General features: G+C 68.6%; 16 protein-coding genes. 8 read left to right on the top strand and 8 right to left on the bottom strand.

The window, feature by feature from the left end:
* Window positions 1-342: 342 nt before the first annotated feature.
* From KA419_08515 to KA419_08530, 4 genes are all read right to left on the bottom strand, one after another.
* Window positions 343-522 carry a hypothetical protein gene (locus tag KA419_08515; protein ID MBP7865981.1) on the bottom strand — a complete coding sequence of 60 codons (180 nt, stop codon included), beginning with the start codon at window positions 520-522 and terminating at the stop codon, window positions 343-345.
* A gap of 123 nt (window positions 523-645) precedes the next feature.
* Window positions 646-3,147 (bottom strand): transglycosylase SLT domain-containing protein, encoded by a 2,502-nt coding sequence (locus KA419_08520; protein ID MBP7865982.1) that lies wholly within the window; start codon window positions 3,145-3,147, stop codon window positions 646-648.
* A 687-nt stretch (window positions 3,148-3,834) separates the two neighbouring features.
* Window positions 3,835-6,051 carry a VWA domain-containing protein gene (locus tag KA419_08525; GenBank protein ID MBP7865983.1) on the bottom strand — a complete coding sequence of 739 codons (2,217 nt, stop codon included), beginning with the start codon at window positions 6,049-6,051 and terminating at the stop codon, window positions 3,835-3,837.
* Entirely contained in the window at window positions 6,048-7,337 is a 1,290-nt protein-coding gene (locus KA419_08530; GenBank protein MBP7865984.1) for a VWA domain-containing protein, read from the bottom strand. The genes KA419_08525 and KA419_08530 overlap by 4 nt, the downstream gene beginning before the upstream one ends.
* A gap of 855 nt (window positions 7,338-8,192) precedes the next feature.
* Here KA419_08530 and KA419_08535 point away from each other — a divergent pair.
* Together KA419_08535 and KA419_08540 are read left to right on the top strand one after the other, a co-directional pair.
* Window positions 8,193-9,305: a PP2C family protein-serine/threonine phosphatase gene (locus KA419_08535; GenBank protein ID MBP7865985.1), complete on the top strand. Its 1,113-nt coding sequence runs from the start codon at window positions 8,193-8,195 to the stop codon at window positions 9,303-9,305.
* A gap of 223 nt (window positions 9,306-9,528) precedes the next feature.
* Entirely contained in the window at window positions 9,529-14,235 is a 4,707-nt protein-coding gene (locus KA419_08540) for a PKD domain-containing protein (protein ID MBP7865986.1), read from the top strand.
* A gap of 866 nt (window positions 14,236-15,101) precedes the next feature.
* Here the strand turns inward: KA419_08540 and KA419_08545 are convergent.
* On the bottom strand, window positions 15,102-16,595 hold the full coding sequence (locus KA419_08545) for a TonB family protein (GenBank protein ID MBP7865987.1): 1,494 nt from the start codon (window positions 16,593-16,595) through the stop codon (window positions 15,102-15,104).
* A gap of 501 nt (window positions 16,596-17,096) precedes the next feature.
* Between KA419_08545 and KA419_08550 the strand changes: the two genes are divergently transcribed.
* Window positions 17,097-18,656 carry a YihY family inner membrane protein gene (locus KA419_08550; GenBank protein MBP7865988.1) on the top strand — a complete coding sequence of 520 codons (1,560 nt, stop codon included), beginning with the start codon at window positions 17,097-17,099 and terminating at the stop codon, window positions 18,654-18,656.
* Window positions 18,657-18,887: 231 nt separating this feature from the next.
* On the opposite strand, the gene KA419_08555 is transcribed toward KA419_08550, so the two are convergent.
* Complete coding sequence (locus KA419_08555) at window positions 18,888-19,307, bottom strand: S24 family peptidase (GenBank protein ID MBP7865989.1); 420 nt, start codon at window positions 19,305-19,307, stop codon at window positions 18,888-18,890.
* A gap of 309 nt (window positions 19,308-19,616) precedes the next feature.
* On the opposite strand from KA419_08555, the gene KA419_08560 reads away from it, so the two are divergent.
* The 5 genes from KA419_08560 to KA419_08580 all read left to right on the top strand — a co-directional run bounded on the left by KA419_08560 (window position 19,617) and on the right by KA419_08580 (window position 24,926).
* A complete protein-coding gene (locus KA419_08560) occupies window positions 19,617-20,555 on the top strand; it encodes a sulfotransferase (protein MBP7865990.1) in 939 nt (312 codons plus the stop codon).
* Entirely contained in the window at window positions 20,552-21,553 is a 1,002-nt protein-coding gene (locus KA419_08565; GenBank protein MBP7865991.1) for a hypothetical protein, read from the top strand. The genes KA419_08560 and KA419_08565 overlap by 4 nt, the downstream gene beginning before the upstream one ends.
* Before the next feature lie 7 nt (window positions 21,554-21,560).
* Entirely contained in the window at window positions 21,561-22,493 is a 933-nt protein-coding gene (locus tag KA419_08570) for a sulfotransferase (protein MBP7865992.1), read from the top strand.
* Window positions 22,494-23,055: 562 nt separating this feature from the next.
* Window positions 23,056-23,748, top strand: a complete 693-nt coding sequence (locus tag KA419_08575) for a hypothetical protein (GenBank protein MBP7865993.1) — start codon at window positions 23,056-23,058, stop codon at window positions 23,746-23,748.
* Window positions 23,745-24,926 carry a hypothetical protein gene (locus KA419_08580; GenBank protein ID MBP7865994.1) on the top strand — a complete coding sequence of 394 codons (1,182 nt, stop codon included), beginning with the start codon at window positions 23,745-23,747 and terminating at the stop codon, window positions 24,924-24,926. Before KA419_08575 ends, KA419_08580 begins: the two co-directional genes overlap by 4 nt.
* Window positions 24,927-25,131: 205 nt before the next feature.
* On the opposite strand, the gene KA419_08585 is transcribed toward KA419_08580, so the two are convergent.
* Window positions 25,132-25,962 (bottom strand): hypothetical protein, encoded by an 831-nt coding sequence (locus KA419_08585; protein ID MBP7865995.1) that lies wholly within the window; start codon window positions 25,960-25,962, stop codon window positions 25,132-25,134.
* On the bottom strand, window positions 25,959-26,756 hold the full coding sequence (locus tag KA419_08590) for a sulfotransferase (protein MBP7865996.1): 798 nt from the start codon (window positions 26,754-26,756) through the stop codon (window positions 25,959-25,961). Before KA419_08590 ends, KA419_08585 begins: the two co-directional genes overlap by 4 nt.

Here is a 26,756-nt window from a genome sequence, read left to right on the forward strand (position 1 = left end):
CTTCAAAGTAAATTCTTTGGCAAAATGAGCAAGATTTGAAATCGTCGGTGGGCTCCCACCGCTTTCAGAGCGGGGAAACCCGATGCGGGGACGAAGAAGGGAATCCCGGCAGCGTCGTCCGGTTTGCCACGCTTGTGCCGATCCGGGTCCGGAATCGACGTAACAGGCCTCTCGCAAAGACGCCAGGATGCAAAGCCTCGCAAAGGAATCCCCCTTTTCCGCTTCCGGCTTTGCGAGGCTTGGCGTCTTTGCGTCTTTGCGAGAGGTAAAAACCGCCTGTTTTTTTCTGGAGCGTCCGGATGATCCGTGTCCATCCGTGTTCATCCGTGGTTTCTCTCCGGTTTATCCGGGTTGGGCTGTAGGCTGTAGGTTCGGAGGGATTTCGTCGGGGTCGGAATCGGAATCGGTATCGGAATCGGTATCGGTATCGGTATCGCCGTCGCAATCGGCATCGGTATCGCCGTCGCCGCCGCCGTCGCGACCGACAATGCCCCGGGCCAGGGCGGAAGGTTCTTCGGGCACGATCCTTCCTCAACCACACAGGCTTGACGGGTTCGCAAAAAGTCGGAAGACGGACGGAACAGTGTCTGTAAAGCCTTTGTTTGAGCCATTACCCGGAGGGTGATGGTACTTTTTGCGACCGCGTCAAGGTTGAGCGGCCGCCTCCGGGTAGGGGGCTTTGTAGAGACGACAGGCCGCCAGCACCCGGTTCACGTAGCGCCGCGTCTCGCCGATGTGGATCTCGGGGATGAAGAAGTCGTCCCCGGCCGCTGCGCTCAGGCCCCGCCAGTAGCGGGCCGGGGCGAAGCCGGCGTTGTAGGAGGCCGCGGCGGCGCCCGGGTCGTCGAACTCCCGCATGGACTCCCCCAGGTAGAAGGCGCCGAGGGTGATGCTGAAATCCGGGTCGTACAGCGCCTCCGGGGACGCCGGGGGCGGCCGTTTCGCCCGGGCGCACAGGCCCCGGGCGGTGTCGGGCATGACCTGCATCAGGCCGCGGGCCGAGGCCGGCGAGTGGGCGCGGGGGGAAAACCGGCTCTCGGCGCGCATCACGGACCAGACCAGGCCGGGATCGACGCCGTTTTCCGCCGCGTGCCGGCGGACCGGCTCCGGGTAAGCCTCGGGCCAGCACAGGGCGGTGATCCCGGGGTTGAAGAGAGCACGGGGCGTCCCGGCGGGGTACTGAGAAAAGAGTCGCTGACCGCCGCGATGCGCGTTCCGGAAATCACCGCCCCGGGCCTGGAGCGAAGCCACCAGGTAATCCTTCACCCGGCCGGCACGGTTACCCTCCAGGCCGAAGGCGAGGGCGAACTCCCCCTCTCCGGATGCGGCGTACGCACCGGCCGCCGGGAGGTACAGCCCGAGGCGGTGGAACACGACGGCCCGCCGGAGCGCGTCCGACGACCCCTCCGGGACCGACGGGGGCGCTTCGGGCGCAGCGAGCCCGTTCAGGAGTTCCAGCCGTGCCCGGATCGGCACGAGGTCGGCCAGGCCGGCGGTCCAGGCGGCGGATTCGCCCTGGACGACGTGAACGCGTCCCAGCTCCCGGAAGGCGTCCGTCGGGCGGCGGCGCTTCAGGGCGGCGGCGTGTCTTTCCATCCGTCGGGCCACGGCGGCGGAACCGAGCGCCGGCCGGGTCCGGAGAAGGTCCCGGGCGGCGTCCTCGCAACGCCACGCGTAGTAGCTTTCTGCGTTGTTGCAACCGTCCAGCCAGGTGTCCAGGGCCCCCCGGTAATCCTTGAGCGCCGCGCGCGCGCTCCCCTCGAAGAAGTCGATCTCGTCGGGTTCCGGCAGGTCCGGCCCGGCCTGGCGGGGCAGGTGACGCCGGATGGAGTGCAGGGCCGCCAGGGCCTTCCGGGCGTTCCCGTCCCGCAGGTCCAGAATCGCCAGGCGGTACTGGAGTTTGAGGCGGTAGCCGCGGGTCAGGGCGGCCGCCCCCTGCCGGAGCAGCTCCCGGGCCGGACCGGGCCGCCCGGCCCGGCGCTCCAGGTTGGAGAGGTGGGTGTACGCGTCGCAGAGGGTCCCGTGGGCCTTCGCCTCGGACAGGAGCCGGCGGTACTGCTTCGCCGCCTCGGCATCCCGGCCGTGCATCAGGTTCAGGCGCGCCACGGCGACCCTTACGCCCGCAGCCTTCCCCTCGGGCGCCGCGGCGAAGGCTTGGCCGTAGCGGGCGAGGGCGCCGTCCACGTCGCCGTCGTACGCCGCGATGCGCGCCATCGCGAAGAGGTACTCCCACCGCCGGGCCGAGTCGGGAAAGCGCTGGAGGAGTTCCTCCGTCAGTTTAAGCGCCGGGGCCAGCTCGCGGTGGCGGAGGAGGGAGAGGGCAATCTCGGAGAGGAGTTCCTCCGAGGCCCGGAACCGCTCGAGGACCTCGGGCGTCGCAGCAACGAGGAGGGCCGCGGGGGCCTCCTGTCGGGGGTAACGCTCCCCCTCCGTCAGTTCGACCAGGAGGGGGAACGCCTCCTCCCAGGCTTTCCGACCCACCTGGAGGCGGGCTTCCGCCAGGAGGGCGTCGGCGCGGCGGCCCCCGCGACCCTGGCGCAAGGCCTGGAAGGCGGTCAGCGCCTCTTCCGTGCGGCCCGACTCGGCCAGGTTCTCCGCCAGGCGGAACGCCAGGTCGTCCCCTTCACCGGGCCCGGCGGAGGCCGCCAACCGGCCCAGGACCGCCCGCTCCTCGGGACGCCGGCCGAGCACCCGGTACAACCCCGCCAGTTTACGGAGCAGGTGGTCGCGGAAGAGCGGGTCGGAGGCGGCGCACACCTCGCAGATCCCCGCCGCGTCGGCCTCACGGCCGGAAGCCGCCAGGAGGTCCACGTGGAGAAGATAGAGGCGCTCCGCGGCATAGCGGGCAGGGTTGGACAACCGTTCGCGGTCGAGGTCCTCGAGGCGGGACGGGGTTGCCCCCGCGGCGACGGGGTCGGTCGGCTTCCCCGGCCCGGGAACACCGGGACCTTCGGATGCTTCCCCGATCCCCGGGGTCAGGAGCGGGACGACGCGATTCTGGCGGGCGAGGAAGACCAGCACCATCAACCCGGCCAGAATGCCGGCAAGGAGCAGGGCGCGGAAGACCAGCCGGCCACGGCCCTGCAGGGCAGCGAGCCCGGAGGGGAGGGTGGAACCGTTCAGAGGGATGGGCAGGTCATATCGCATGCGTTTTTTCCCGTCGGGTTTACCGGGACGGGCCGGCTCTGCCATTATCGGCGGCAAGGCGGCGAAATGCAAGAGGCTGAGGGAGGGGGTGGGGTGTCGGGTGTCGGGTGTCGGGTGTCGGGTGTCGGGTGTCGGGTGTCGGGGGCCGTGGGTACGGGCCGGGCGGCAGGGGCCAGGGGCCGGGCGGTCAGGCCACCCTGAAGATCCCGCAACGTGCCGGCCGTCCTTTTTGTCCTTTTGGTCGTTTTGGTCCTTTCGTCCCTTTTCACTCCAGTGTCATCCCGTTTTGCCCACGTGCTCCCGAAGGCCGGCGATGCCTTCTCGTGGCGCCCTCGCGTTCTCTCTTCCGGAATGCGCGCGGCCTGCGTTGGGGCCGCGCCGCTCCGGCAGCCTGTGCGGCGCGGTCAAAGCGGCGCTCCGGCAGCCTGCGCGCCGCACTCCGCAAGGCAGGGAGAAGATCGGGGGGTGCGGGCTGTCGTCGCCCAAGCGGCCGCCGATCCCGGTTGCGACTTCAGTTGCGACTGCGGTTGCGGTTGCGACTACGATTGCGACTGCGACTGCGATTGCGACTGCGACTGCGATTGCGATACCGATACCGATACCGATACCGATGGGAACCCCCTCCGGACCTACAGCCTAAACCCCTACAGCCTACAGCCTAACCCCCTTCAGCCTACAGCCTAACGTTCACTCGTGGATCTCGTACGCCTGCTCCTTGTGCACGAAGCGCACGTTGCGCCCCAGGGACATGAACTCGGCGATGCCGGGCTCCTGGTCCAGGAGCTTGAAGTACGCATCGGACCCGAACGGAATCCGCTTGAGGTTGGCCGGCCGGGACGACTGCAGGGCCGCGTCGTTCCAGAATTCGCCCGACTGGTACATGGCCCGCCCCCGGACGTTCCGGACCTGCCGGGCGACGTTGGCCTCCTTGCCCTCCCGGTCGCGGTAGGCGAGGGCAGGACTGGGCGGGGCCGCCTGGGCCATGTTCTCGGCCGCGGTCATGTCCTGGACGCCGGAGCTGGCCCGGACGCTCCCGGCACCGCTCTTGGAACGGATCCCGTCGTACTCCTCCCGCATCTTCTTCGCCGCCTCGGGGGCGTAGGTCGCCGCGCCGCCCAGGGTCTGGAAGTCGGCGGGCAGGACCCGGTCGGCCACGCGGCGGGCCTCGTCCTCCACGATCAGGTGGCTGGTGTAGGGCGTGATGATCCCCCACGCCCGGGCGAGGGCGGTGACCTCGTCCACCAGTTCCCGGTTCTCGCCGTTGAGCCGGATCTGCTCCAGGAGAAAACCGATCCGCCGCGAAGCCCAGAGGGGCGCGATGAAGTCGTATCGGTCGGCGGCCCCGGGGAAGGACGCCGTGTACTCGAAACTCCGGCGCCCGGCGGCGGTCTTCCCCTCCAGAGCCAGCTTCCCCTCGCCCGAGCCGCTGTAACGGCCGAAGACGGTCAGGGTGGACCCCTTGAAGAGGTCCGGCAGCTCCCGCGGGTAAACCTGGTAAACCCGGACGTTCTCGACGCTCAGCTTGAGGTCGGTCAGGACCGGCGAACGGACCTTGGAGTAGAAGGCGGAGACCTTGATCTCGATGTCCTCGTGGGGCGCGATGTAGGTCCGCCAGCCCCGGGTCTCGTCGGTGAGGCGGTCCAGGAGGTGGGTGTTGAGGTCGAAGCCCACGCCGAAAGTGAAGATGCGCAGCGACGCCGTGTTGGCCTTGCGGATCTTCTCCATGAGGCGGGTCTCGTCCGTCTCGCCGATGGTAGGCTTGCCGTCGGTCAGGAAGACGATCATCCGGGGCCGGTCCCCGGTCCCCTCGGCCGCAAGGGCCAGGTTCAGGGCGTCCTCGATGGCGGTCCCGCCCATGGCCTTCAGCGAGCCGACGAAGTCCACGGCCTGCTTCACGTGGTTCGCGTCGGCCTTCTCCAGGCGGCCGAAGAGCCCCTCCGCCTCGGTGGAGAAGCGGACCACCTCGAAGCGGTCGCCGGGATTCAGATTGTTGACGCAGAAGAGGAGCGCCTTGCGCGCCTGCTCCATCTTGTCCCCCGCCATGGAGCCGGAGGTGTCGAAGACGAAGACGATGTCCTTGGGGGCGGTCTCCTCGGCTTTCGACCCGAAAGCGGGCGCCACGCTCAGGAAGAAGTAGCCGTCCTCGCCCGGGCGGCGCCAGGGGAGGACCGCCAGGCCGAGGTCGCCCTCGCCGAAGCCGCAGTAGAGCTTGAAGTCGGTGTCGGGCTTGACGTTGGAGGCTTCCCAGCCCACCACGGCCGAACGCTCGCCGTGACGGGCCACCTCGGCCTCGTGGGTGGGGCAGTACAGGGTCCGGATCCGGCGGGAGGCGGACTTCACCTCCACCTTCACGCTGACGGCCTTCAGGGGCGCCGAGGAGAACTTCTCGGTGTTGAGGGGGTAGACGTACTCCACCAGGCCGCTGTCCTCGGCGAGCACCTGGCGGTAGGAGAGCTTCACCCTTTTCTCGGACCGGGGCTCGATGGGGAAGATCCGGACCTTGAAGAGGTCCCGGCCCAGGTACTCCAGCAGGGCCGGGTCGCGCTGGGTGCGGACGATGTCCTCGTAGATGCGGCGGGCCTTGGCGGCGTCCAGGAGTTCCGCCTTCAGTTCCTTGCCGTCCACGAACATGCTGAAGGCGGAGATCACCGCGCCCTTGGGCACCGGGAAGAGGTACTCGCCCTCCAGCCGGAGGTGGGTCGGGTTGAAGAAGACCTGGTCGATGTCGGTGACGGCGGCACGGTCTTCGACGAGGGCCTTCACGCGGTGCTCGCGGACCTCCAGTGGGAAGGGCGCCACCGGGCCGGGGCCCGGCGGCCTCGGGATCACGATGAGGCCGTCGGCCAGGGCGAAAGCGGAAGCGAGCAGGAGGAGCAGCGGGAGGGCGAGGCGTCGGGCGTTCATTTGTACCCCCTCTGCCCGGCGGCTTCCCGGGTCGATTCGAGGATGACTTCGTCCAGGGTGTCCCTGGCGGCGTTTCCCTTGCGCTGGGTGGCAATGTACTGATCACGCTCCGCCTGGAGCTTCCGGATCTTCGCCTGGATCTCCTCGCGCTGCCGGCGTTTGCCCTCGACGTACTTCTCGCGCTCCGCGGGCGTCATCTTCTGCATCTCGGCGGGCATCTCCTCTTCCTTGAGCTTCTCCACGTCCACCTTGCCCTCCTTCTTGGCGTCCACGAGGTCCCAGGACGCGTTGTTGTAGGCGGTGGAGGCTTTCGCCACGGCGCGCTGGGCCGTCACCGCACCGCCCACGGAGGCCGCGTTGGCGTCCTGGGCCTCCTGGCGCGTCTTGCTCTCGGCCCCCTTGACGCCGTAGGCAAGGTAGGTCTGGTTCAACTCCTGGCCAAGACGGGCGATTTCCGCGTCTTGGGGCGTGGTGATCACCGCGGCTTTCTTGTTCTGGTCGATGCACATGAACTTCCCGCCTCCCGCGTCGGCGCCGTCCTTCCACTTCCCCTCGATCCCCTCCCGGGAAGACCCGCAGAAGATGGTGCTGACCACGATCCCCTTCCCCGCGGCCCGGGCACAGACCGGGCGGTAATCGACACTGCCCTGGGTAAAGGGTTCGTTGCCGGCGATGTAGACCAGGCGGAGATCGTCGGGGTCGGCGCTCCACTGAAGGCCGCTCAGCGCGGCCCCGATCACCTGGCCGCAGAACTCGTACCCGCCGTTGGTGGTCAGGGCGAAGAGCTTTTCGGAGATGAGGTCCAGGTCGGTCGTCAGGCTGGAAACGCAGCGGATGTGCCCTTCGCCCGCCGGGATGCGGTCGTTGCCGTACTCGTAGAGGGCCACTTCCAGCGCCGGGGAAACGCCGTTGCGCTTCATGCGGGACAGCTCGTTCACAATGTTCCAGAGCTGGCTCTTGGCCTGGTCGATGAGGCCGTCCATGCTGTTGCTGGTGTCCAGCAGGATGGCGAGCTGGATGCGGTTTGTCCCTGGCGCCCCCCCCGTGATCTTCGCGCCCGCCTTGGGGGCGGCGGCGCTTTTGGCCGTCTTGCCCGTGGTGGTCTTGGCCGGGGTGGCCGGGGCGGTCGTTTTCGCCGGCGTGGCGGCGGTGGCGGCCGGCGTCGCCGGGGCGGCGCCGCCGGTGACCTTCGCCGGGGTCCCGGCGAGGACGACCGTCAGGGCGAAGGCGACGAGGGCGGCGAGGCCGAGGTCCCAGAAGATGTTTCGGGCGTTGCGTCTGAACATGGCTTCCTCCCGTTCGTTCAATGTCTCTCTTTCGACGCCGGCGGCTGAGGATCTTGCAAGGATTTTACGCCATCCCCCTCCCGTGCCGGAAGGGTTTTTCAACGCCGTCGCCCACCCCGCTCCGGGGGCGGGTACCGGGAGATGAAACACCGGCGCGCGGGCACAAGGCAGAGGGTGCAGGGCTTCTCGCCGGCATGAGGGCGCCGTGATGAAACAGCGTTGTGAAGGGACAAAGGGACCCAAAGGACCAAAGGGACCAAAGGGACAGGCTGAGCCGACGTGGCAGAAGGCGCTGACAGGTCCTGCGACACAGCAGGCGCCGTAGCGGTCTTCCTTCGTGTACTTGGCGCCTTGGCGAGAGCCGGTCCGGATCCTGATCTCGCAAAGGCGCAAGGCTCGCAAAGAAAAACCCTCGGCCCTCTGAGGCGGCCAAGGGGGATGAGAGCGCACCTTCGCCGGAGCGCCGCGCCGCCGGGATAGATCTTCCGGAAGGTCTCTCACGAAGACACGGAGGCACAGAGAAGCGGCGTATCCCATGGCGCTCCACCAGCCAAACGCACCTCCTTTCTCCTGTCTCCCGACGACAACCTCCTGACGACGATCTTTTCCATCTGCCTCCTGCCCTCCAAATTCTGAATTCCTCGTTCGTGTGGTTCGTGTGGTTCGTGTGGTTCGTGGTTCCTTTTCCTTCCGTGTGTTTCGTGGTTCCTTTTCCCGTCTACCCGTGTTCATCCGTGGTCCCGCGGCGGGCGGTCCGGCCCCGGTCCGATGAAGCGTGGTTTATGTTGGGGGGGAGCATGATTTTTGCTAGAATGCGGCTGTTGCATCGACGAACCCTTGCGCGCGGGAAGTCACATGAGCACCCACGACGGTCCGGAGCAGCATTCGGGAAAGAGGCACCTGGGAAGGACGCTCCTCGACGACCTGGGCCGGGGGGACCTCCACCGGTCCTGGAAGCAGGACTGGCAGGACCTCATGACCTTCTACCTCGACGACGAGCACCGCCGGCGCCTGGCGTCCATGAACCGCGTCGAGCGCTTCTTCACCCGGGCCGGGTGGATCCTCCGCAACCTGTTCCTCCGGCTGACCCCGGCCCGCCGCATCCTGGTGGGGATCGCCGCCGTCCTCTTCGTCCTGCCGAGCATGGATTTCGGCCTCCGCGGGCTCACCCTGAAGCTTCACCTCAACCCCTTCAGCTTCTTCATCCTCCTCTTCGTCCTCATGCTGGAGCTCAAGGACAAGCTCCTGGCCCACGACGAACTGGAGGTGGGGCGCGAGGTCCAGCGGGCGCTCCTGCCCGCGGACAACCCGCAACTGCCGGGGTGGGACATCTGGATGTACACCCGCCCCGCCAACAACGTGGGGGGCGACCTGGTGGACTACCTGCAGGTGGACGATGACCGCCTGGCCCTCACCCTGGGTGACGTGGCCGGCAAGGGCCTGGGGGCCGCCCTTCTCATGGCCAAGCTCCAGGCCACCCTGCGCGCCGTGGTTTCGGAGACTCGCGACCTGGCCGAACTGGGCGGACGCGTCAACGCCATCCTCTACCGGGACGGGGTCCCGGGGAAGTTCGCCACCCTCGTCTACCTCGAACTCGCACCAGGGTCGGGCGCCGTGAAGCTCCTCAACGCCGGCCACCCGCCGCCCTTCGTGCTTCGGGCGGGAGGCCCGGAAGCCCTGGAGCCCGAAGCGCCGCCCATCGGCATCCTGCCGGAGATCGCCTTCGTCGAACAGCGGCTCGACCTCGAACCGGGCGACATGATGGTGGTCTTCTCCGACGGCCTCCCCGAGGCAGTGAACGAGGCGGGCGAGTTCTTCACCGACGAGCGCGTGAACGCCCTGCTGCCCGGCCTGCGCCCCTGTTCCGCCGCCGAGGCCGGCAACCGCCTGCTCTGGGCCGTGAACGATTTCGTCCGCCACGCCCGCCCCCACGACGACCTCAGCCTCATCGTCCTCAAGCGCCTCTAGCGCCCCCCCGCGGCGAGTCCTCGAGCAGGAGTGCGGCAGCGAGCTTCGAGCTGCCGCCCAAGGCGGCTCGGGGACTCGCTGCGGACACAAAGAATTCTTGTCCTTTTCGTCGCCGCAGGGTAGAATGAAAAAGATACTAATCCCAGCCCGCGAAGGCCTCACTCGAACCCCATTCGCCGAGCACTTTTTCCCGGGCAGGCAATTTCGCATGTGGAGGGCGATCATGAAACGCAACCCCGGAGCCTGGCTGCCGATTTTCCTGGTTATCCTGTTTTCAGGCCTGCTGATTCCGAGCGCGCTCGGGGCGAAGCCGGCGACGGCCGGCTCGGCGGCCGGGAAGGTCCCTGCCCCGGTGCCGCAGAGTGCGGCGTCCGCCACGGCCCTGGTCACGGCGCCACAGGACGCAGAGGCGGCCGCGCTCTGGCGCGATGCCGACGAGACCCGGCTGGAGGCCGCGGGCCCGCGGCTGATCGTCCCCCGTCGCTACCGCTTCCTCGCCCTCGACCTGGACCAGGTGAAACACTTGATGGCGAGTGCCCCCATGGAAGGGACGGTGGTCCTGCGAAAATCCCCGCTGGTCCTGACCCTCCCCCTGCCCGACGGGACCTCCGGCCGCTTCGCGGTGGTGGAGTCGCCCATCGTGGAGTCCGCCCTGCAGGTGAAATACCCCGAGACCCGGACCTACCTGGGCCAGGGGCTCGACGACCCCACGGCCACGGCGCGGCTCGACGTCACGCCCGTCGGCTTCCACGCCATGATCCTCTCCGGGGTCAACGGGGCGGTCTTCATCGACCCTTACCGCCGCGGGGACACCACTCATTATCTCAGTTACTTCAAACGGGACTTCGTCAAGCCCGGGGCGGAGCACTGGCGCTGCCATCGGGACGACTCGATCCTGCCCCTCGACGGGACCCCGCCGCCCCCCTCCCCGGGCCGGCTCGCCCCCTCGGGGACCCAGCTGCGGACCTACCGGGCCGCCGTCGCGGCCACCGGCGAGTACACCCAGTACCACGGCGGGACCGTGGCCGGGGCCCACGCCGCCCAGGTCACCACCATGAACCGGGTCGTGGGGGTCTACGAGCGCGAGGTGGCCATCCGGATGGTGCTGGTGGCCAACAACGACAACCTCATCTACACCGACCCGACCACGGACCCTTACACCAACGACACCGCGGCGGCCCTGCTCAACGAGAACCAGGCCAACTGCGACGCCGTGATCGGCGACGCCAACTACGACATCGGCCACGTCTTCGGGACCGGCGGCGGCGGGCTCGCCTCGCTGTGGGTCCCCTGCGTGAGCGGGAGCAAGGCCCGCGGGGAAACCGGGTCCGGCGCCCCCGTCGGCGACCCCTACGACATCGACTACGTGGCCCACGAGATGGGTCACCAGTGGGGCGGGCAGCACACCTTCAACGGCACCACGAGCAACTGCGGCGGGGGTAACCGCGAGCCCACGACCGCCTACGAGCCGGGGAGCGGTTCCACCATCCAGGCCTACGCCGGGATCTGCGGCGCCGAGGACCTCCAGCCCCACAGCGACCCCTACTTCCACGTCTGCAGCTTCGACCAGATCGTGGCCTACTCCACCACGGGCAACGGCAACACCTGCGCGGTGACCACCGCCACGGGGAACAACCCGCCCTCGGTGAACGCCGGGGCAGCCTACACCATCCCGGCCCGGACCCCCTTCACCCTCACCGGCTCCGCCACCGACCCCGACGGCGACGCCCTGACCTACTGCTGGGAACAGTTCGACCTGGGGACGGCCGGCCCGCCCAACACCGACGACGGCTCCCGGCCCATCTTCCGCTCCTTCAACCCCACCACCAGCCCCTCCCGGACCCTCCCCCGGCTGTCCGACATCCTCAACGACACCGCCACGTTCGGCGAATCCATGGCCACCACGTCCCGGGTCCTCCACTTCGTCCTGACGGCCCGTGACAACCGGGCGGGCGGCGGCGGGGTCGACTACGACACCACCACCGTGACCACCGTGGGCACCGCCGGGCCGTTCCGGGTCACCAGCCCGGCGGGGGGCGTCTGGGGGGCGGGCACCACCCAGACCGTCACCTGGGACGTGGCGGGCACCATGGCGGCCCCCATCTCCTGCGCCAGCGTCGACATTCTTCTCTCCATCGACGGCGGCCTGAACTTCCCCGTCACGCTGGCGGCCGGCACCCCCAACGACGGCTCCCAGGCCGTCATCGTCCCCGCCCTGCACACCACCACCGCCCGAATCAAGGTCCGGGCCGTGGGGAACATCTTCTTCGACATCTCCAACCCGGACTTCGCCATCTGCGACCCCACCTGCACCGCCTCCGCCGACCCGATCTTCGGCGCCATCCCGCTGCCGGTGACCTTCACGGCCTCCGCCTCGGGGACCGGCTGCACGGGGACCCCCACCTTTGCGTGGGACTTCGGCGACGGGGCAACGGGCAGCGGCTCCCCCGTCTCCCACACCTACACCGCCGCGGGGACCTTCACCTGGACCTGCACCGCCACCCTCGACGGCGCCACCGCCACGGACAGCGGCACGGTGACCGCCTGCGCCGCCGCCACCATCACCGCGGAGCCCACCGGCAGCACCATCTGCCAGGGGCAGACGGCCACCCTCTCCCTCACGGCCACGGGATCGTTTCTGCTAACCTACCAGTGGCAGCAAAGCCCCGACGGCGTGGGGTCCTGGACCAACGCCGGGACCGGCAACCCCTGGACGACCCCGGCCCTCTCCCAGACCACCTGGTACCGCTGCGTCGTCACCAACGCCTGCGGGACCGACACCAGCGCCGTCGTCCAGGTCACGGTGAACTACGCCCCGGTCGTCACGGTCCCGCCGGCCGACGACACGATCTGCTTCGGGGAGACGACGACCCTCTCGGTCACCGCCACGGGGACCGAGCCCCTGGCGTACCAGTGGCAGCTGAGCCCCGACGGCGTCGGCGCCTGGGCGGACGTTCCCGGGGCCGTCACCAACCCCTGGACGACCCCGGAGCTGGCGGCGAGCGGCTTCTACCGGTGCCGGGTGACCAACGGCTGCGGGACGGCCGACAGCGCGGCCTGCACCGTCACGGTGCTCCCGCTCACCGCCATCACCGCCTTCTCCTTCCCCCTTTCCGTCTGCGCCGGAGAACCGGTCACGCTCACCGTAACGGGCCTGGTGGGCGCCCCCCCGTACACCTACGACTGGTGGTCGAGCCCTGACGGGGTCACCTTCACCCCCATCGCCGGCGCCCACGCCGCCGGCCTGACCCTCCCCGGCCTCACCGCGCGAACGGTCTTCAAGCTTCGGGTGACGGGCACCTGCGGCTACGACGAGCGGATCGTGATCGTGGAGGTGGTCACCCCCCCGGCGATCACCCTCCAGCCGGCGGACGCCTGGATTCGCAGCCACGGGAGCGCCAGGCTGGAACTGGGCTACGTCGGGACGGAACCCGTGTCGATCCAGTGGTACCAGGGCGAGACGGGCGACGTGTCGCACCCGGTCCCCGACGCCACCCTGGCCCTTTTCCAGACGCCGCCCCTGACCGACGACACCACCCGGTTCTGGGCGCGGGTGTCCAACGGTTGCGGAACGGCCGACACCCGGACCGCCACGGTCACCGTCCGCAACACCTACTACCTCGCCCACGTCGCCGGCGGTCCGGACTGGTGGAGCCGCCTGGACATGGCCAACACCGACCACCACACCCACCCGGTCCTCCTGGAGGCCTTCGACGCCGCCGGCACGCCGGTGGAGAGCCTGGAACTGCCGGGCGGCATCGCCGCCCTGGCCGCGTTCGGGGGCGACCTGTCGACCCTCCTCTCCCCGGAGACCCTCGCGGGGGACGTCTGGCTGAAACTCACCACCCAGGCCGAGCTGATGGGCGTCCTGTCGTGGGGCACCCTGGACGGCCAAGCCCGCACCGCCCTGCCCTTCGAGGAAGAGGGTTTCTGCCGACTGGCCCTTCCCTACGTCTACGAATCCGCCGAAACCGGCGGGTCCTATTTCACCGGCCTCACCCTGGTAAACGTCACCGAAGAGCCGGCGGCGGTCCTGCTGGAAGCTTTCTCGGACACCGGGGCCAAGCTCGGGGAAAACACCGTCGTCATTCCGCCGAACGGCAAGTACGCCCGCCTGGTCCGCCTCGTCTTCCCCGCCGTAACGGACCCGCTGTCCATCCGCAGCGTCCTGGTCCATTCGACGCGGGAGCTGGCGGGCTTCGAGCTGTTCGGGAACTGGGTCGAGAAGGGCGTGGCGGGGGTCCCCGCCTACGCGGTGAGGGAGAACGTCCCGAAGGACTGGTTTTTCGGGATGTACCTCAACGAGATGCCGCCCAACGACACCTGGTACACCGGCCTGGCCCTCCTGAACCTGGACCCCGAGCCCGCCACCGTCATGGCGGACGTCTACGCGGCCTCGGGAGCGAAGCTGGGGTACGAACTCATCCCGCTCGCCCCCATGCAGCAACTCGCCCGGGAAGTGTGGGAACTCTTCGACCCGGCCCGTTACGCCGGGGCGGCAACCGTCATGGCGGGAGCATATGAACAGGCCGCAGGGCTGGAGATCGTCCGGTCCCGGATGTCGCCCCCGGCCTTCGACGGGCTCGCGGGGATCACCCAGGGGGCCAGCCTGCTCATCTTCCCGTGCATCCCGGACCCCGCGGAAGCACAGACGACCATCCGGCTGACGAACCAGACGACGGCGCCCGACACGCTGCTCCTGGTCGCCTTCGCCGCCGACGGAACGCAGGTGGGCTCGGTGCAGGAACCGATCCCGGCCAGCGCCCAGCTCACCTTCGACCCGGCCGTTCGGTTCCCGGCCCCCGTCAAGCCCGTGGCCTGGGTCGCCGCCCGTGCCTGGGGGGGCGTGGCGGGACACGCGTTTGTCCATTCCCGCAACGGGGAGTGGCTGATGATCTACCCGGGCCTGCCCGGCATACCGGGGTATTAGCCCCAAGCCCCGTGCCGGCGCCCGGAGCGCCGGATACGGGTTATGCGGGGATATGCCAAGTGCACCCGGAGCGCCGGATACGGGCCATGTGGGGGTGTGCCAAGTGCACCCGGAGCGCCAGCGACGGGCCGATTGAGAATTGCCTCGAGGCCCCTCGCTCACGCCTCGGCCCACGCTGGGGTGCGTCGGAGACTGCAAGGGCCTCCCCGGGCTTGCAGCGGGGCGTCCCCCCCCCTCGCCCTCGAGGCCCGAAGGGCCGATCAGATAATAGCCGGGGGCGAGTCCTCGAGCCCCCGGAAAAGGTGGGAGAAAGACCCGAGGAGGCCCGGAGGGCCGGCAAGAGAGTGACCGGACAATCACGGGGAAGGTTTCGTGCGACACGCATATGCCCTGATCGGCCCTTCGGGCCTCAACTTCATTCAAAACCCCGCCTTCCGGGGGCTCGAGGACTCGCCCCCGGCCATTCTCTTGGCGGCCCTTCGGGCCTCAGGGGTTTGCGATTCCGGGCACTGAGGCATTTCGCACGGCGAACGAAGGGGAACAGCGGGCAGGCCAGGGTTCGGAAACCCACTTCGTCCTGCCTGCCGTTGGCTCTTTTTGAAACGTTTACACCCCCCTCAGCAGGGGCGGGACCTCGTCCGGACATTCCGGGGACATCTCCCCGCGCGCCGCCGGGGAAAAACCAGTCCGGGGGGCAAAATCCCGACCGGCGGCGCGCGGGGCGCAGAAAATCCTATCCTGCTATTCTACAAATGTTTGTCCCCTGCGGGGACAGGGATGCTGGCGGCGGCACAATCACCGGTGGAGTCGCAGTCTCTGGAGGGGCCACCGCACCGGCGGAGTCGAGAACGTTTAAACCCCTCTCGTCAGGGCTTGTGGCTCTCGATGAACTTCCCAACGAAGTTCCCTTCCTCGGAACCATCGGGTTTCGAGATGGTCCAATCGATCAGTTCCGATTCCTTGACGCGAATCCGATCTCGAAGCTTGTACCCGGGGATCAGACTCGGCTCGCTCCAGATCCGCCCGTCCACGACTCCGTCCGTGATGGAATCCACAGCGACAAACACCTGTTCAAACCGCCGATGTTCATCGAAGAGGCGCACAGTAATGAAAAAGCTCTCGCCGGAAGGGAGCCCTTCAAGAAACCGCGCCTTGGCATCAGGCCAGGTCTCGCGAGCTTTCCTGATGTAGGGTTCGCAGGCTGCAACAAAGGCGGCATTCTGGTCAGCTTGGACGTGAAAGGGGCGATCCTCGGGGGCTGTGTCCGCCAGGCGAGGTTCCTTCCGGGTTGAGGATGTGCTGAGATCATTAAGTGGAGACGCAGATCGCGATTCAGCCCCGGCGAGGAAAAAGAAAGGGAATTCCCGCCGGATGAAGTCGTCCAGCAGCTGTCCGGACGGAGAGGGTCCTGCCGGAGGTTTTACGGGAAGCTGCCCGACCTCGGGCGAGACGGGTGTTCCAAAGACTGCGACCTGCATCCCTGAAGAGCCTTCCGTGAAATCGACCAGCAGGGTGCACTGCAGTTTCCGAAGGTAGACGGGTAGAAGGTACAGGATATCGGCACGAAAAGCACCGAAGACCTTCACCGCAGCGCTGGAATCTCCCGATCGATCGGAAAGGACCATCTGAACAGGCAACAATTCTATCGGTCTACCTTGATAAAGTACGTACACTCTTTTCAGCGGGAGTTCAGCCTTGCGGTGAGAGATAGCAGTCAGCATCAATACAGCATGACCGTTGAGTCGATTATATTCCTCGATGTCATGAGGATAACCGATATCATACAGCACCACTCGCGGGGGTACCGATTGGCCTTCAGCGAATCTTGCAGCCGCCTCCTCGAGCAGGCGACTGTTCTTCTCGGTGGTCGCAGGCTGGTTCGTCCATTTGACCGGGATGGTTGGCCACGGGGGAACATCCTCCGACTGTGCCGGGTTTGTCACTTTGAAATCAAACACTAAACTATGCTGAATATATTTGCATTTCGGAAGAATGTCGATCTTCCCGAAAGGAGTAAACTTCCATTTCGAAGCAGCCTTCAGGGCCGCGGCTCTCAGCAACTCGTCCCCTTCTTCGCAGCAGGTCTTGACGACATTTCCCTCCCGATCGATCAGGACGACGACCACAATGGTGCCTTTGATGCCTTTTCTCCTGGCCTCTTCAGGATATTCCGGAGATTCCCTGTGAACGGCATAGTTCTCGAAATGGGAAAAAAAGGCCGGATGATATGTGCTGAAGTCACAAGGCGAGTTCGAGGAGGTGTTTGTTTGTGCGCTGACAAAACAGGAAATCAGCAACAACAGAATGGTCAACTGGCCTGATCGTAGTAACGACCGGCCGATCTTCTTATGCTTTCGCACGAAAATTCACCTCCTCTTGAACGACCTCTCAACACAGGTCCCAAGCGCCCGCTTGATCTGCTCAAGCAGCGCCATCATGGATCCTCACCGGGTTCAATCACGCTATTATTATCCATCCAACAGATGCACAAGTCAATGACATTGCCCGGATCCTCAGGAAATCGAGAAGAAGGGAGTCCCGGAAGACCGGATTCCTCATTGCCTTCAGAGATCTTCATCGACTGAGGAGCAAATCATCGCCACTTGCTCACCTGCACGGCTCCGACACGGAGGCTAGCGAGGAACTTCGTTTTCCCTTGACATCCCCGCGGCGGGTCGCCTACAGTCGGGACGGAAACGCGGGATGGAGACAGGGTCCGGGGTTCAGGTGCTGCAGATCGGGAACCGCATACCATCGAACGCTCGAGACCGCGCCTTTCTTCCGGATTCTGAATTCTGAATTCCTGCTCCTGTCTCCTTCCTCCTGTCTCCTGAATTCTGAATTCTATTCCTGGATTTTCCATGTGCCCGGATCCCCCTGACATCAACCGGACCGCCCCCTCCCCGCCACCCCGGGTGTCCCCCGTCCTCCACCGTCGTGCGGCGGGGCTCAAGGAGGTCCTCCTCGACGCCGGCCGCAACTTCTACCTCAACGGGGACACCAACCAGGCGGCGGCCATCTCCCTCTACGCCATCCTGTCGTTCATCCCCCTGCTCATCCTCACCCTGCTGGCGGCGGGCCGCTTCCTGGGGGCCAACCCCGACGTCCAGCGCGAGCTGCTGGATGGCTTCCGCCAGGTGACCCCGTGCCTCACCGAGTCCATCCTCCAGCAGCTGGGGGCCGTGGAACAGAAGGCGCAGATCCTGGGCTGGGTGGGGTTCTTCACCCTGGTGTGGTTCTCCTCCATGATTTTCACGGCCATGGAGACCGCCCTGGACATGATCTTCCGGACGAAGTCCCACCGGAGCTACCTCGTGTCCAAGCTCCTCTCCTTCGCCATGATCCCCCTGGGGTGGGTGGTGGGCATCGTGAGCTTCGGGCTGTCGTGGATGACCTCCCTGGGCGCCGAGCTGTCCGCGGCCGCCGGCGCGGGGCGGGTGTACGACCCGCTCCGGCAGGTCCTGTTCCAGTACCTGATCCCCTTCGCCCTGGTGGTCCTGTACCTGACCATCCTGTACAAGGTCATCCCCTCCACGCGCCTCCCCCTGGGAACGACCCTGGCCGGCAGCGCCGTCTTCGCCCTGCTCATGGAGCCGGCCAAACAGCTCTTCACCGTGTACGTGACCCACACCACCCGCTACCAGGTCATCTTCGGGTCGCTGGACACCCTCGTCATCCTGCTGGTCTGGGTGTTCTACCTGGCCGCCCTCTTCCTGCTCTGCGCCGAACTCATGGCTTCCTGGCGGCGGCGGGACCTGCTCCTGCTGGAGAAGGCCCTTCTCCGGCAGGACGCGTCGCACCCGGTCATCGGGGAGCGGGTCGCCCGCCGTTTCGGCCGGATATTCCCCGCGGGGGCCCGGATCTTCCGGGAAGGGGACGCCGGGGATGCCATCTACTACGTCCTGTCCGGGAAGGTCGCCCTCGAAAAGCAGGGGGACCTCGCCAGCAAGCGCCTGGCGGTCTTCGGCCCCGGCGATTACTTCGGGGAGATGGCCGCCCTTGCGGGGACCCTCCGTTCCGCGACGGCGCTGGCCCTCGACGACGCCCACCTCGCGGTGGTGGACAAGCAGACCTTCCAGCGCCTCCTGCGGGAGTCCGAGCCGGTGGCCCGGCTCATGCTCGCCGAGTTCTCCCGGCGCCTCATCAACACCAACGAACAACTGGAAGACCTGATCCAGTCCGGCGTGAAGGTCCGGGTGGCCGCCCGCTTCCTCGCGACCTGGCCCCCGCCCGGCGACGCCGACCCGGTGGAGGCCCTCGCCCGCGAGCTGGGCCGGGACCCCCGGGAAATCCTGCGCGCGGTCGAGGACCTGGCCGGGAAGGGGCTGTTCCGCCTCGAAGGCAGCCGGGTGACCGGTTTCGATCGCGAGGCCGCTCTCCGGTTCCTGGCGGGGGGGGAGAATCGATCCGGGGAGGACTGAAATCGGCGCCCAAGGGGAGCTTCGGGCAACCGGCGCCGTCCCCGGGGATGAAGGGTCTGGCAACCGTTTGCACGCGCCGTCCCGGCGCGGGGCTTCGGGCGTGGGACCCGGCAGGGGGCGGGGCAGGCCCCCCACGCTCATTTCAGGCCTCCGCTCGCTGGCGGGTCCGCGTCGGGACGACGCGTACGAACGGGCGGCGGAGCAGGCTCCCTCGTCGCGGTGGGGCCGCCCTCACAGCATGCGCCCGATCCACAGCACCCGGCCGACGATCCCGAACGCGTCGCCGGCCCGGTCCCCCTCCGCCGGTGAAAACTGCGGGTTGTCCGGAAGGATTCTCACCCTCGACCCGAGGGCGGAGAACAGGCGCCGGACCTGCGCCTCCCCCGCGTGCCGGACCAGGTAGACCCCGCCATCGACCAGGGGGCACTGGCCGGTGTCGACCAGGAGTGCGTCCCCGCGGAGGATCGTCGGGGCCATCGCATCGTCGTCGGCACGGATCACCCGGAGCCCCTCCGGGACCGTCCGGAGCCGCTGCTCGACCCACTGCCGGCCGAAGGCGAGGAAGCAATCCGGTCCCGTCTCCTCCACGAGGTCCCCTCCCCCCGTCGCCCCCTCCAGACGATAATGGGGAACGTACGCGTAACCGGCCATGGTGTTCTCCCTGTCCTGAGTCTCGACCGGGGCGAATCATACCACCGGCAAGCGGCCGACGCAACACCGTCCCCGGGCTTTCCGGGGCAACCCGGAAAGCGATCGGGGTCCCCTCACCTTCTCGAATCAATACCGGGTCTCGCAACCGGGCGGTTTCGTGATAACATGGGGATGAAACGCTCGGCATCAGGGGGCGAGTTGGCCTGGAAGCGTAAACCCAAAATCCCGAAGGACAAAGGCAGATCACCCGGTCGGGATGCCCCCCCGGCCCCCTGGCCGGGCGATCACGGGCGGCCGGGCGATTCCCTGGTGCTGATCACCGGGCCGCCGCGGAGCGGGACGACCTTCCTCACCCGCTCCCTGGGCGAACAGCCCACCCTCCGCGCCCTCATCGACGACGCGGTCTACGAGCGCTGGTCGCTCTACTACTACCCGACCCGGACCGGCCTGGCGGCCGACCTCCGGCGGGGCGCCATCGAGGCGGAGGATGCGCGGGACTGCCTGATGGCCGACCTCGTCTCGGGCGACACCCTCCGCGGCGTGGCCGCATCCCCGCACACGGCGGGGTACCCCCGCTCTTCCCCCCCCCGGCGGCCCGACGGGACCGCCGACCCCCGGGACGCCCGCCTGGACCGCCGGGACATCCCCCTGGCGGAAATCCCCTGGGGTACGCGGTTCATCCTCAAGTCCCCCGAGTTGTCCTTCGTCATGCCGGCCATGGCGGACGCCCTGCCCGGCGTCCGCTGGATCGCCGTGGTCCGCCCCCTGGAGGAGATCGCCGAGTCGATGTACCGGAAGGGAAACTCCGTCCAGCGGCCCGTGTTTCACCGGCGATGGGCGTCGGAGCGGGACGCGGAGGGAAGGCCGGCGCCTTTCCCCGGCATTCCCGACGCCTGGGCCGACCGGTGGCGCTCCGGCGCGCCCGCCGACTGGTGCGCCCTGGCCGCCGCCGCCTACGTCCGGGCCCTGGCGGACACGCTGCCCGGCCTCCCCGCCGGGACCTGGCACCTGCACGACCACGCCCGCCTCCGCCGCGAACCCTCGTCGACCCTGGGCGCCCTGGCCGCCTTCCTGGGGATCGCGGAACCGCCGCTGGCCTGGGTGGCCCTCTCCATCAAGGCCGGGGTCCCCCAACCGCCCCCCGAGATCGTGGAAGCCTGCCGCCGGGTGCGGTCGGACCCCCAGACGGGTGAGGCGTTCGACCGCCTGGAAACCCTTTCCCGGAAGGCCCTGGAAGGTAGCGCATGAGGGTCTGCTTCACCACGGTCAACCGGTGCCGCCCCCTGCCCGAGGGGGGGGAGATCGTCCTCCTCGACTGGCGGACGAAGAAAACGCTGGCCCGGCGCCCCCTTCAACCCTCCGACCCGGACATCGCCGACGACCCCAACCCGCGGGGCAACACCCGGGGGGGCAAGGGGGTCGTGCGGGTGGGGGACCGACTGCTGGCGGGGACCTACCACAGCCTGCTCTGGTTCGACCTGCGCCTGCGCCCCCTCGGCCGCGTCACGCACCCTCTCCTCGCGGGCGTCCACGAAATCTGCCGGGTACCCGCCGGCACCTGGGTGGCCGCCACGGCCCTGGACGGGGCCCTGCTCCTCGCGGACGACGGACGCCTCCTGGACGCCTGGTGGCCCCGGGAGGACCCCCTCCTGCAGAAGCGGTTCGGGCTCTCCCCTCTCCCCTTCGACAGGGAGGCCGACAACCGGCTCCGGTTCCTGGGAAAGGTCCCGGCCGAGGACCCCTCCCACACCCACCTGAACGCCGTCGTCACCGACCCGTCCACGGGGGAGGTCTACGCCCTCCTCAACCGCTTCGGCGCACTGGTCCGTTTCCGGCCTTCCACGGTGGTGACGGTGGAGCACCCGCGTCTGAAGGGAAGCCACAGCCCCCGCATACTCACGGGCGGGCGCGTCCTGGTCGGGGAGACCGTCCACTGCAGCCTGGTGGAGTTCGACCTGGCCGAGGGGCGGCCGGCACGGTCCCTTCGCCTGTCGGACTTCCCCCCCGTGGCGGAGCGGCTCGCTGCCCACCCCGACCGTCCCTTCAACCGGAGCGGGTTCGTCCGGGGTCTGGACGTGTTGGGCGCCGACCACGTCCTGGTGGGAATGGCGCCCGCCTCCCTGCTGGAAGTCGATCTCGCCCGGGGGGAACTCCTCGCCATCCACCCCTTCGGGAACGACGTCAGCGAGACCGTTCACGGGCTCTGCGCCTGGGACCCCACGACCCTCTACCCGATCCCGGCGTGAGGCGTCCGTGAGCGACCCGGCCCTTCCCCCGCCCCTGCCCCCCGAGCCGGTCTTCGTGGTGGGATACCCCCGCTCGGGAACCACGCTGCTCCAGGCCATGCTGGCGGCGCAGCCCGGGGTCGTCTCCTTCCCGGAAACCCACTTTTTCGGCCCGGTCTCCCGACACCTGAGGCTGTCGGCGGAAGGGGCCGTCCTCCCGGAATGTCTCGGGGCCGTCCTGGAGAAAGGGGGCCTCAAGACCGGCCTCCCGGTGACGCCCCCGGAGGCCGAAGCGCTCGCCGCCCTGGCGCAGGCGGGCCGGCTCACCGAGAAGGGACTCTTCGAGTGGTTCGTCCACCGATTCCTCCGGGCGGCCGGCCACCCGGACGCCCCCCGAACGCCCTTCCGCTGGCTGGAGAAGACGCCGGGGCACGTGTTCCGGATGGCCCGCATCGTGACCCTCTACCCCGACGCCCGCTTCGTGCACATCGTCCGTCACCCCCTCCCGGCGGTCCTGTCCCGGAAACGCCACTTCCCCGGCGACCACGACAAGCCCTACAGCCGGCTGGCCGACCGCTGGCGGGAAGCGGTGGAGGCCGCCGCGGCCTTCGAGGCTTCCCGCCCCGAGAGGGTGCGGACCGTGCGCTACGAGCAACTGGCCGCCGACCCCCGGGGGGTGGTGGAAACACTCGCCGACTGGCTCGGCCTGGCGCTCGACCCGGCCTGGATGGAAAAGCGGCGGGAGCTTTGCCCCACCATCGCCCACGACTGGGAAACCTGGAAAGACAGCGTCGCGGGGCCCCTGCGGAACACGAACGCCGCCTCGGTGAAGGCCGGCCCCCTGCGGGAACGGCTGCGGATCCAGTACCGGCTCCGCAAACCCATGGCGGCGTGGGGCTACCGGCCCTTCTCGCCGTTCCTCCAGGCGTGCTACAATGCGGGGAGAAGGCTGATAGGCTGAAGACTGTTAGGCTGAAGGCTGTCAGGCTCAGAGGAGTGCAAGATCGATGACCCCGCGAAAAGCCCGGATACGGATCTCACGAAGGCACGGAGGCACGGAGACGAATCATAAGGATTGTTGATTCTTTTGAATACGACTTGCATTTCTCCGTGCCTCCGTGCCTTTGCGAGAGAAACGGACAAGCCGGGGAGGGAAGCGCAAGCCCTTCGGACAAGGAAGACAGAAAGAGGAGCCGGGAGATGGCGTATGGCCTGTTCACGACGATCGGAGACGCCTCTTCTCCGTGCCTCCGTGCCTCGGTGAGAGCGATTCCGGAAGGATCTCTCGCGGAGCCCCGGAGGCGCGGAGGGGACGCAACCGGTGCAGCGCGCCCTGAACCGGGATATCTCCATCGCCCCGAACCCAGCCGCCGCCCCGAAAAATCGCCCCCGCGATCCTCCTGCTCGCTCTCTCAAAATCCCTGCCTTAAACCACCTCACAGCCTTCAGCCTATCAGCCTTCAGCCTAACAGCCTTCAGCCTAACAGCCTCCCGCCCCGCAACGCTCCCCCGGGGGGACGGCGATGAGGCCCTACGACCCGGGGAAACCGCTGATCTCGCTCCACGTGCCCAAGTGCGCGGGGAACAGCCTGCGGCGCCAGCTCCGCGCGTGGTTCCGGGACCGCTTCCACGTGCACTACTTCCAGAGGAAACAGGCCCCGCCCGAGCGGCTCGTCCTCGGGCCCGGGGATTGCCTTCACGGCCACTTCAACAACGACGAGGGCTTCGGCGCCCTGCAGTACTATCCCGAGGTCGACCAGTTCGTCACCTTCCTTCGCCACCCCCTCGAGATGGCCGTTTCCGGCTACTTCTTCTGGAAGCGGAGGGGGCGGGCCAACCGGATCCGGCGGGGGGCGCTCGTGCCCGGCGACCCCGACAACGACTTCCGGGACATCCACCACTACTTCGCCGCCCGGGGCCGGTCGCCGCTCTTCCGCTACCTCCCCTTCGACTTCGCCGGGGACGACCCCGGCGCCATCCTGGACCGGCACTTCGTCTGCGTGGGGATCGTGGAGCACTTTGCCGCGTCGGTGGCGCTGCTCGGACGTTGCCTGGGGTTCCCCGCGTCGGTGGTGGAACACCTCAACCCCTCGCCCCGGGACGAGGCGCCCACCCCGGACGAGGCGAGACGCTACGCGGCCGACAACCCCCTGGAATTCGAGGTTTACGCCCTCGCCCTGGAGCGGCTCCGGCGCGCCTGCGGGGAGGGGCCATGACGGATGCCGCCTTGCCCGGGCCCCGGGTAGTCTACTTCACCCGGTTCCGCCCGGACCCTTGCGGCGGGGGAGGGTCCCGCCGGGCCGCCCAGGCGGCGTCCCTGCTGGAAGACTGGTCACCGTCGGTCCTGAGCAGCGCCCGGCTGGACGGCCTCCCGCCCGCGGTCGCCGAGCGCCTCCGGGCCGGCTTCAAGCGCCCGTGCGGAACGTGGGTGTCCCTCTCCGGGCTGCGGGGGTGGCAGGCCGCCCACCGGCCGTACGCGCGCCGCCAGGACCGGGTGTCCCGGCAGTGGGCCCGGCGCCTCGGGCGGGACCTCCCGGCGGACCTCCTCCTCCTGGACGACCCCCTGTACTTCCCGGCCCTGGTCCGTCGGGCACAGCGCCTGGGCATCCCCGCGGCGGCGGTCTGCCACAACCAGGAAGGGTCCCTCGCCCACCAGGTCGCCCCGCGCGCCCTGCCCCGGATGGCCCGCCGCGAGTTCGACCTCTTCCGGCGCTGCAGCCTGGCGATAACCATCGCCGCCGAGGACGCCGCGTGCCTGGAACGGGAAGGGGTTCGGGTGTTCTACTGGCCCTATTTCCCGGCCCCCGTCATCACCGCCCGGCTGGAAGCCGTCCGCCGGGCCCGCGGCGGGACCGTGCCCCGTGACGTCCTCCTCCTGGGGTCCTGCGCCAACGCGGCCACCCGCCGGGGCATCCTGGAAGCGGCCCGCTGGTGGGCCGAAGGGCCCGGCCGGGAAGGAGGCGACCGCCTCCGGGTAGCCGGGTTCGGGTCCGACCGCCACCTGGGGGACCTCGCGGGGCTCCCCGGCGTGGACCTGCTGGGCCCCCTCCCCGACGCGGGCCTGGATGCGCAGTTGACCACGGTGCGGGCCGCCCTCTGCCACCAGGCGGGGGGCGGCGGCGCATTGACCCGGGTCGTGGAGTTCCTCCTGGCGGGGGTCCCGGTGATTGCTTCCCGCCAGGCGGCGCGTTCCTGGCACGGGACCCCCGGCGTGCTGGAGTACACGGCCCTGGACCACGTCCCCGCCGTGCTCGCTTCCCTGCGGGCATCCCCGCCGGTCGTCCCCGTGCCGGACCCGCCCGACCCTGCCCCGCTCCGCGACGCCCTGGCGGGCCTCCTGAGGTTCGTTTGCACGCGCCGTCCCGGCGCGGGGCAAGGCTCCCGGGAAACGTGAGGGGGGAGGCGACTCCCCTCCCGTGGCTTCCAGTCATTCTGTCGTCCGCGTCGGGACGACGCGTACGAACCGCACCGTTCGCACGCGCCGTCCCGGCGCGGGGCAAGGCTCCCGGGAAACGTGAGGGGGAAGACAACCCCACTTCCCGTCATTTCGTCGTCCGCGTCGGGACGACGCGTACGAACCGCACCGTACAGCCTTACCTTCAAAGGCCTTGCCGGAAACGGGACGGTTGCCTCCGGTAAAGCTCCTCCGCCAGGGGCGACAGGCCGCCGAGGCGTTCGCGGAGGCGGTCCAGCACCCGGTGCCCCTCCGCCAGGTTGAAGCGCCAGTAGTCGTCGAGCGCCTCGTCGCGCCAGGGACGGTCGTTGTTGATGTGGAACGTCAGGTGTGCGTCCTTCTCCAGGCGAAATCCGGGATCGAGGGAGGAAAGCGCCGCCACCACGGTCTTCCCGAAGCCGGCGACGCCGATCAGCAGCCTCCCGAAGTCCACGTCCGCCAGCAGGCCGCGGCGGAAGACGAAGCAGTCGTACCCGCGGTGCCGCTCCCCCGGCTGGGCGGCGAGCCACTCCAGGTCCCGGGCCTGGTCGGGGTCGGCCGCCACCGTCCGCCGGTTCACCACCGCCGAGTCCGCCCCCCCGGAGAGCCACCCTGCGACCGTGAGGTAGAAATCGGGCTGCAGGGCGATGTCCACGTTGGTGTAGACGAGGATGTCCGCAGGGGACCCCCCGTAAAGCCTGGCGAGAAGGTCGGCGAACAGGGGGAGCTTCCGGGGCACGCGGAAAGCGCCGATGTCCGCGCTGCTGAACGCGAGGTCCGGGGTGGGGGTGAAGCCGGACGGGACCCGCTCCCGGTCCTCCGGGTACTGGGCGCTCAGAAGGGTCACGGAGAGGCCCTCGGCGGCCGCGCGGTCCCGGGCGCGGCGCATGGACTCGAAGGTGACGGGCTGGGCGGCGTACAGGTCCGAGGCGGGGCCCACCCGCACCGGGTTGACGAGATGGGCGAACGACAAGGAGCGGGAGGGGGCCGGGCTCACAGGTATCCCAGGCGGCGCATCGTCGGGCCCGCAACGTCCAGGATGGCTTGGACATCGGCCTCGGGAAGCGAGGACCGGTGTTTTCCCACGCTCTCGGTGTGCACTCTGTCCAGTTTGAAGCCCGCGGGGTCCACGCCGAGCCACTCCCCCAGGTCGCGTGCCGCCGCCCCCGGTTCCCGGACGAGCCGCTCGTACCGCACGGCGAGGACCTTCTCCGCGTTCCGCTCCATGATCTCCACCGCGTTTACCCACAGGGCGGCGATCTTGGCCGCGGTGTCGTATTTCACCGTCCAGGCCTTCCCCTTCCACTGCGTGTCGACCTTTTTCAGCACGGAGGCGGCCACGTCCCGGCAGTCCCGGTAAATCGCGGCGCACCTCACCGCCGGGTCCTCGGCCAGCTTGTCCAGTTCGAAGACGTAGCCCGGGTACTTGTCCCCCACCATCCGGGCCCGGGGAAAGAGCTTGCCCAGCACCCGCTCGACGTCGGCCGCCCGGACGCTCCCGACGCCGAGGCGGCGGATGCCCCGGAAGAAACGGAACAGGAAAAACCGGTTGGCCAACCTGTTCAAGGTCCGGTTGCGCCGGGTGACCGCACTGTCGCTGAAACGGACGAACGTGCGCCGGCTTTTCTGCCGGATGTGCACCTGAAGCTTCTCCAGGTATTCATCGGGCCTCAGGCCGATGTACTGGAAGGTCCCGAGTTCGAAGGTGAGGGAAATCTCGGGGTGGCTGTCGAGGAGTACGGCAAGAAGGGTCGTCCCCGACCGGGGGTGGCCGCATACCAGGGTAGCCAT

The sequence above is a fragment of the Acidobacteriota bacterium genome, assembly GCA_018001935.1.
Classification (GTDB): Bacteria; Acidobacteriota; JAAYUB01; order JAAYUB01; family JAAYUB01; genus JAGNHB01.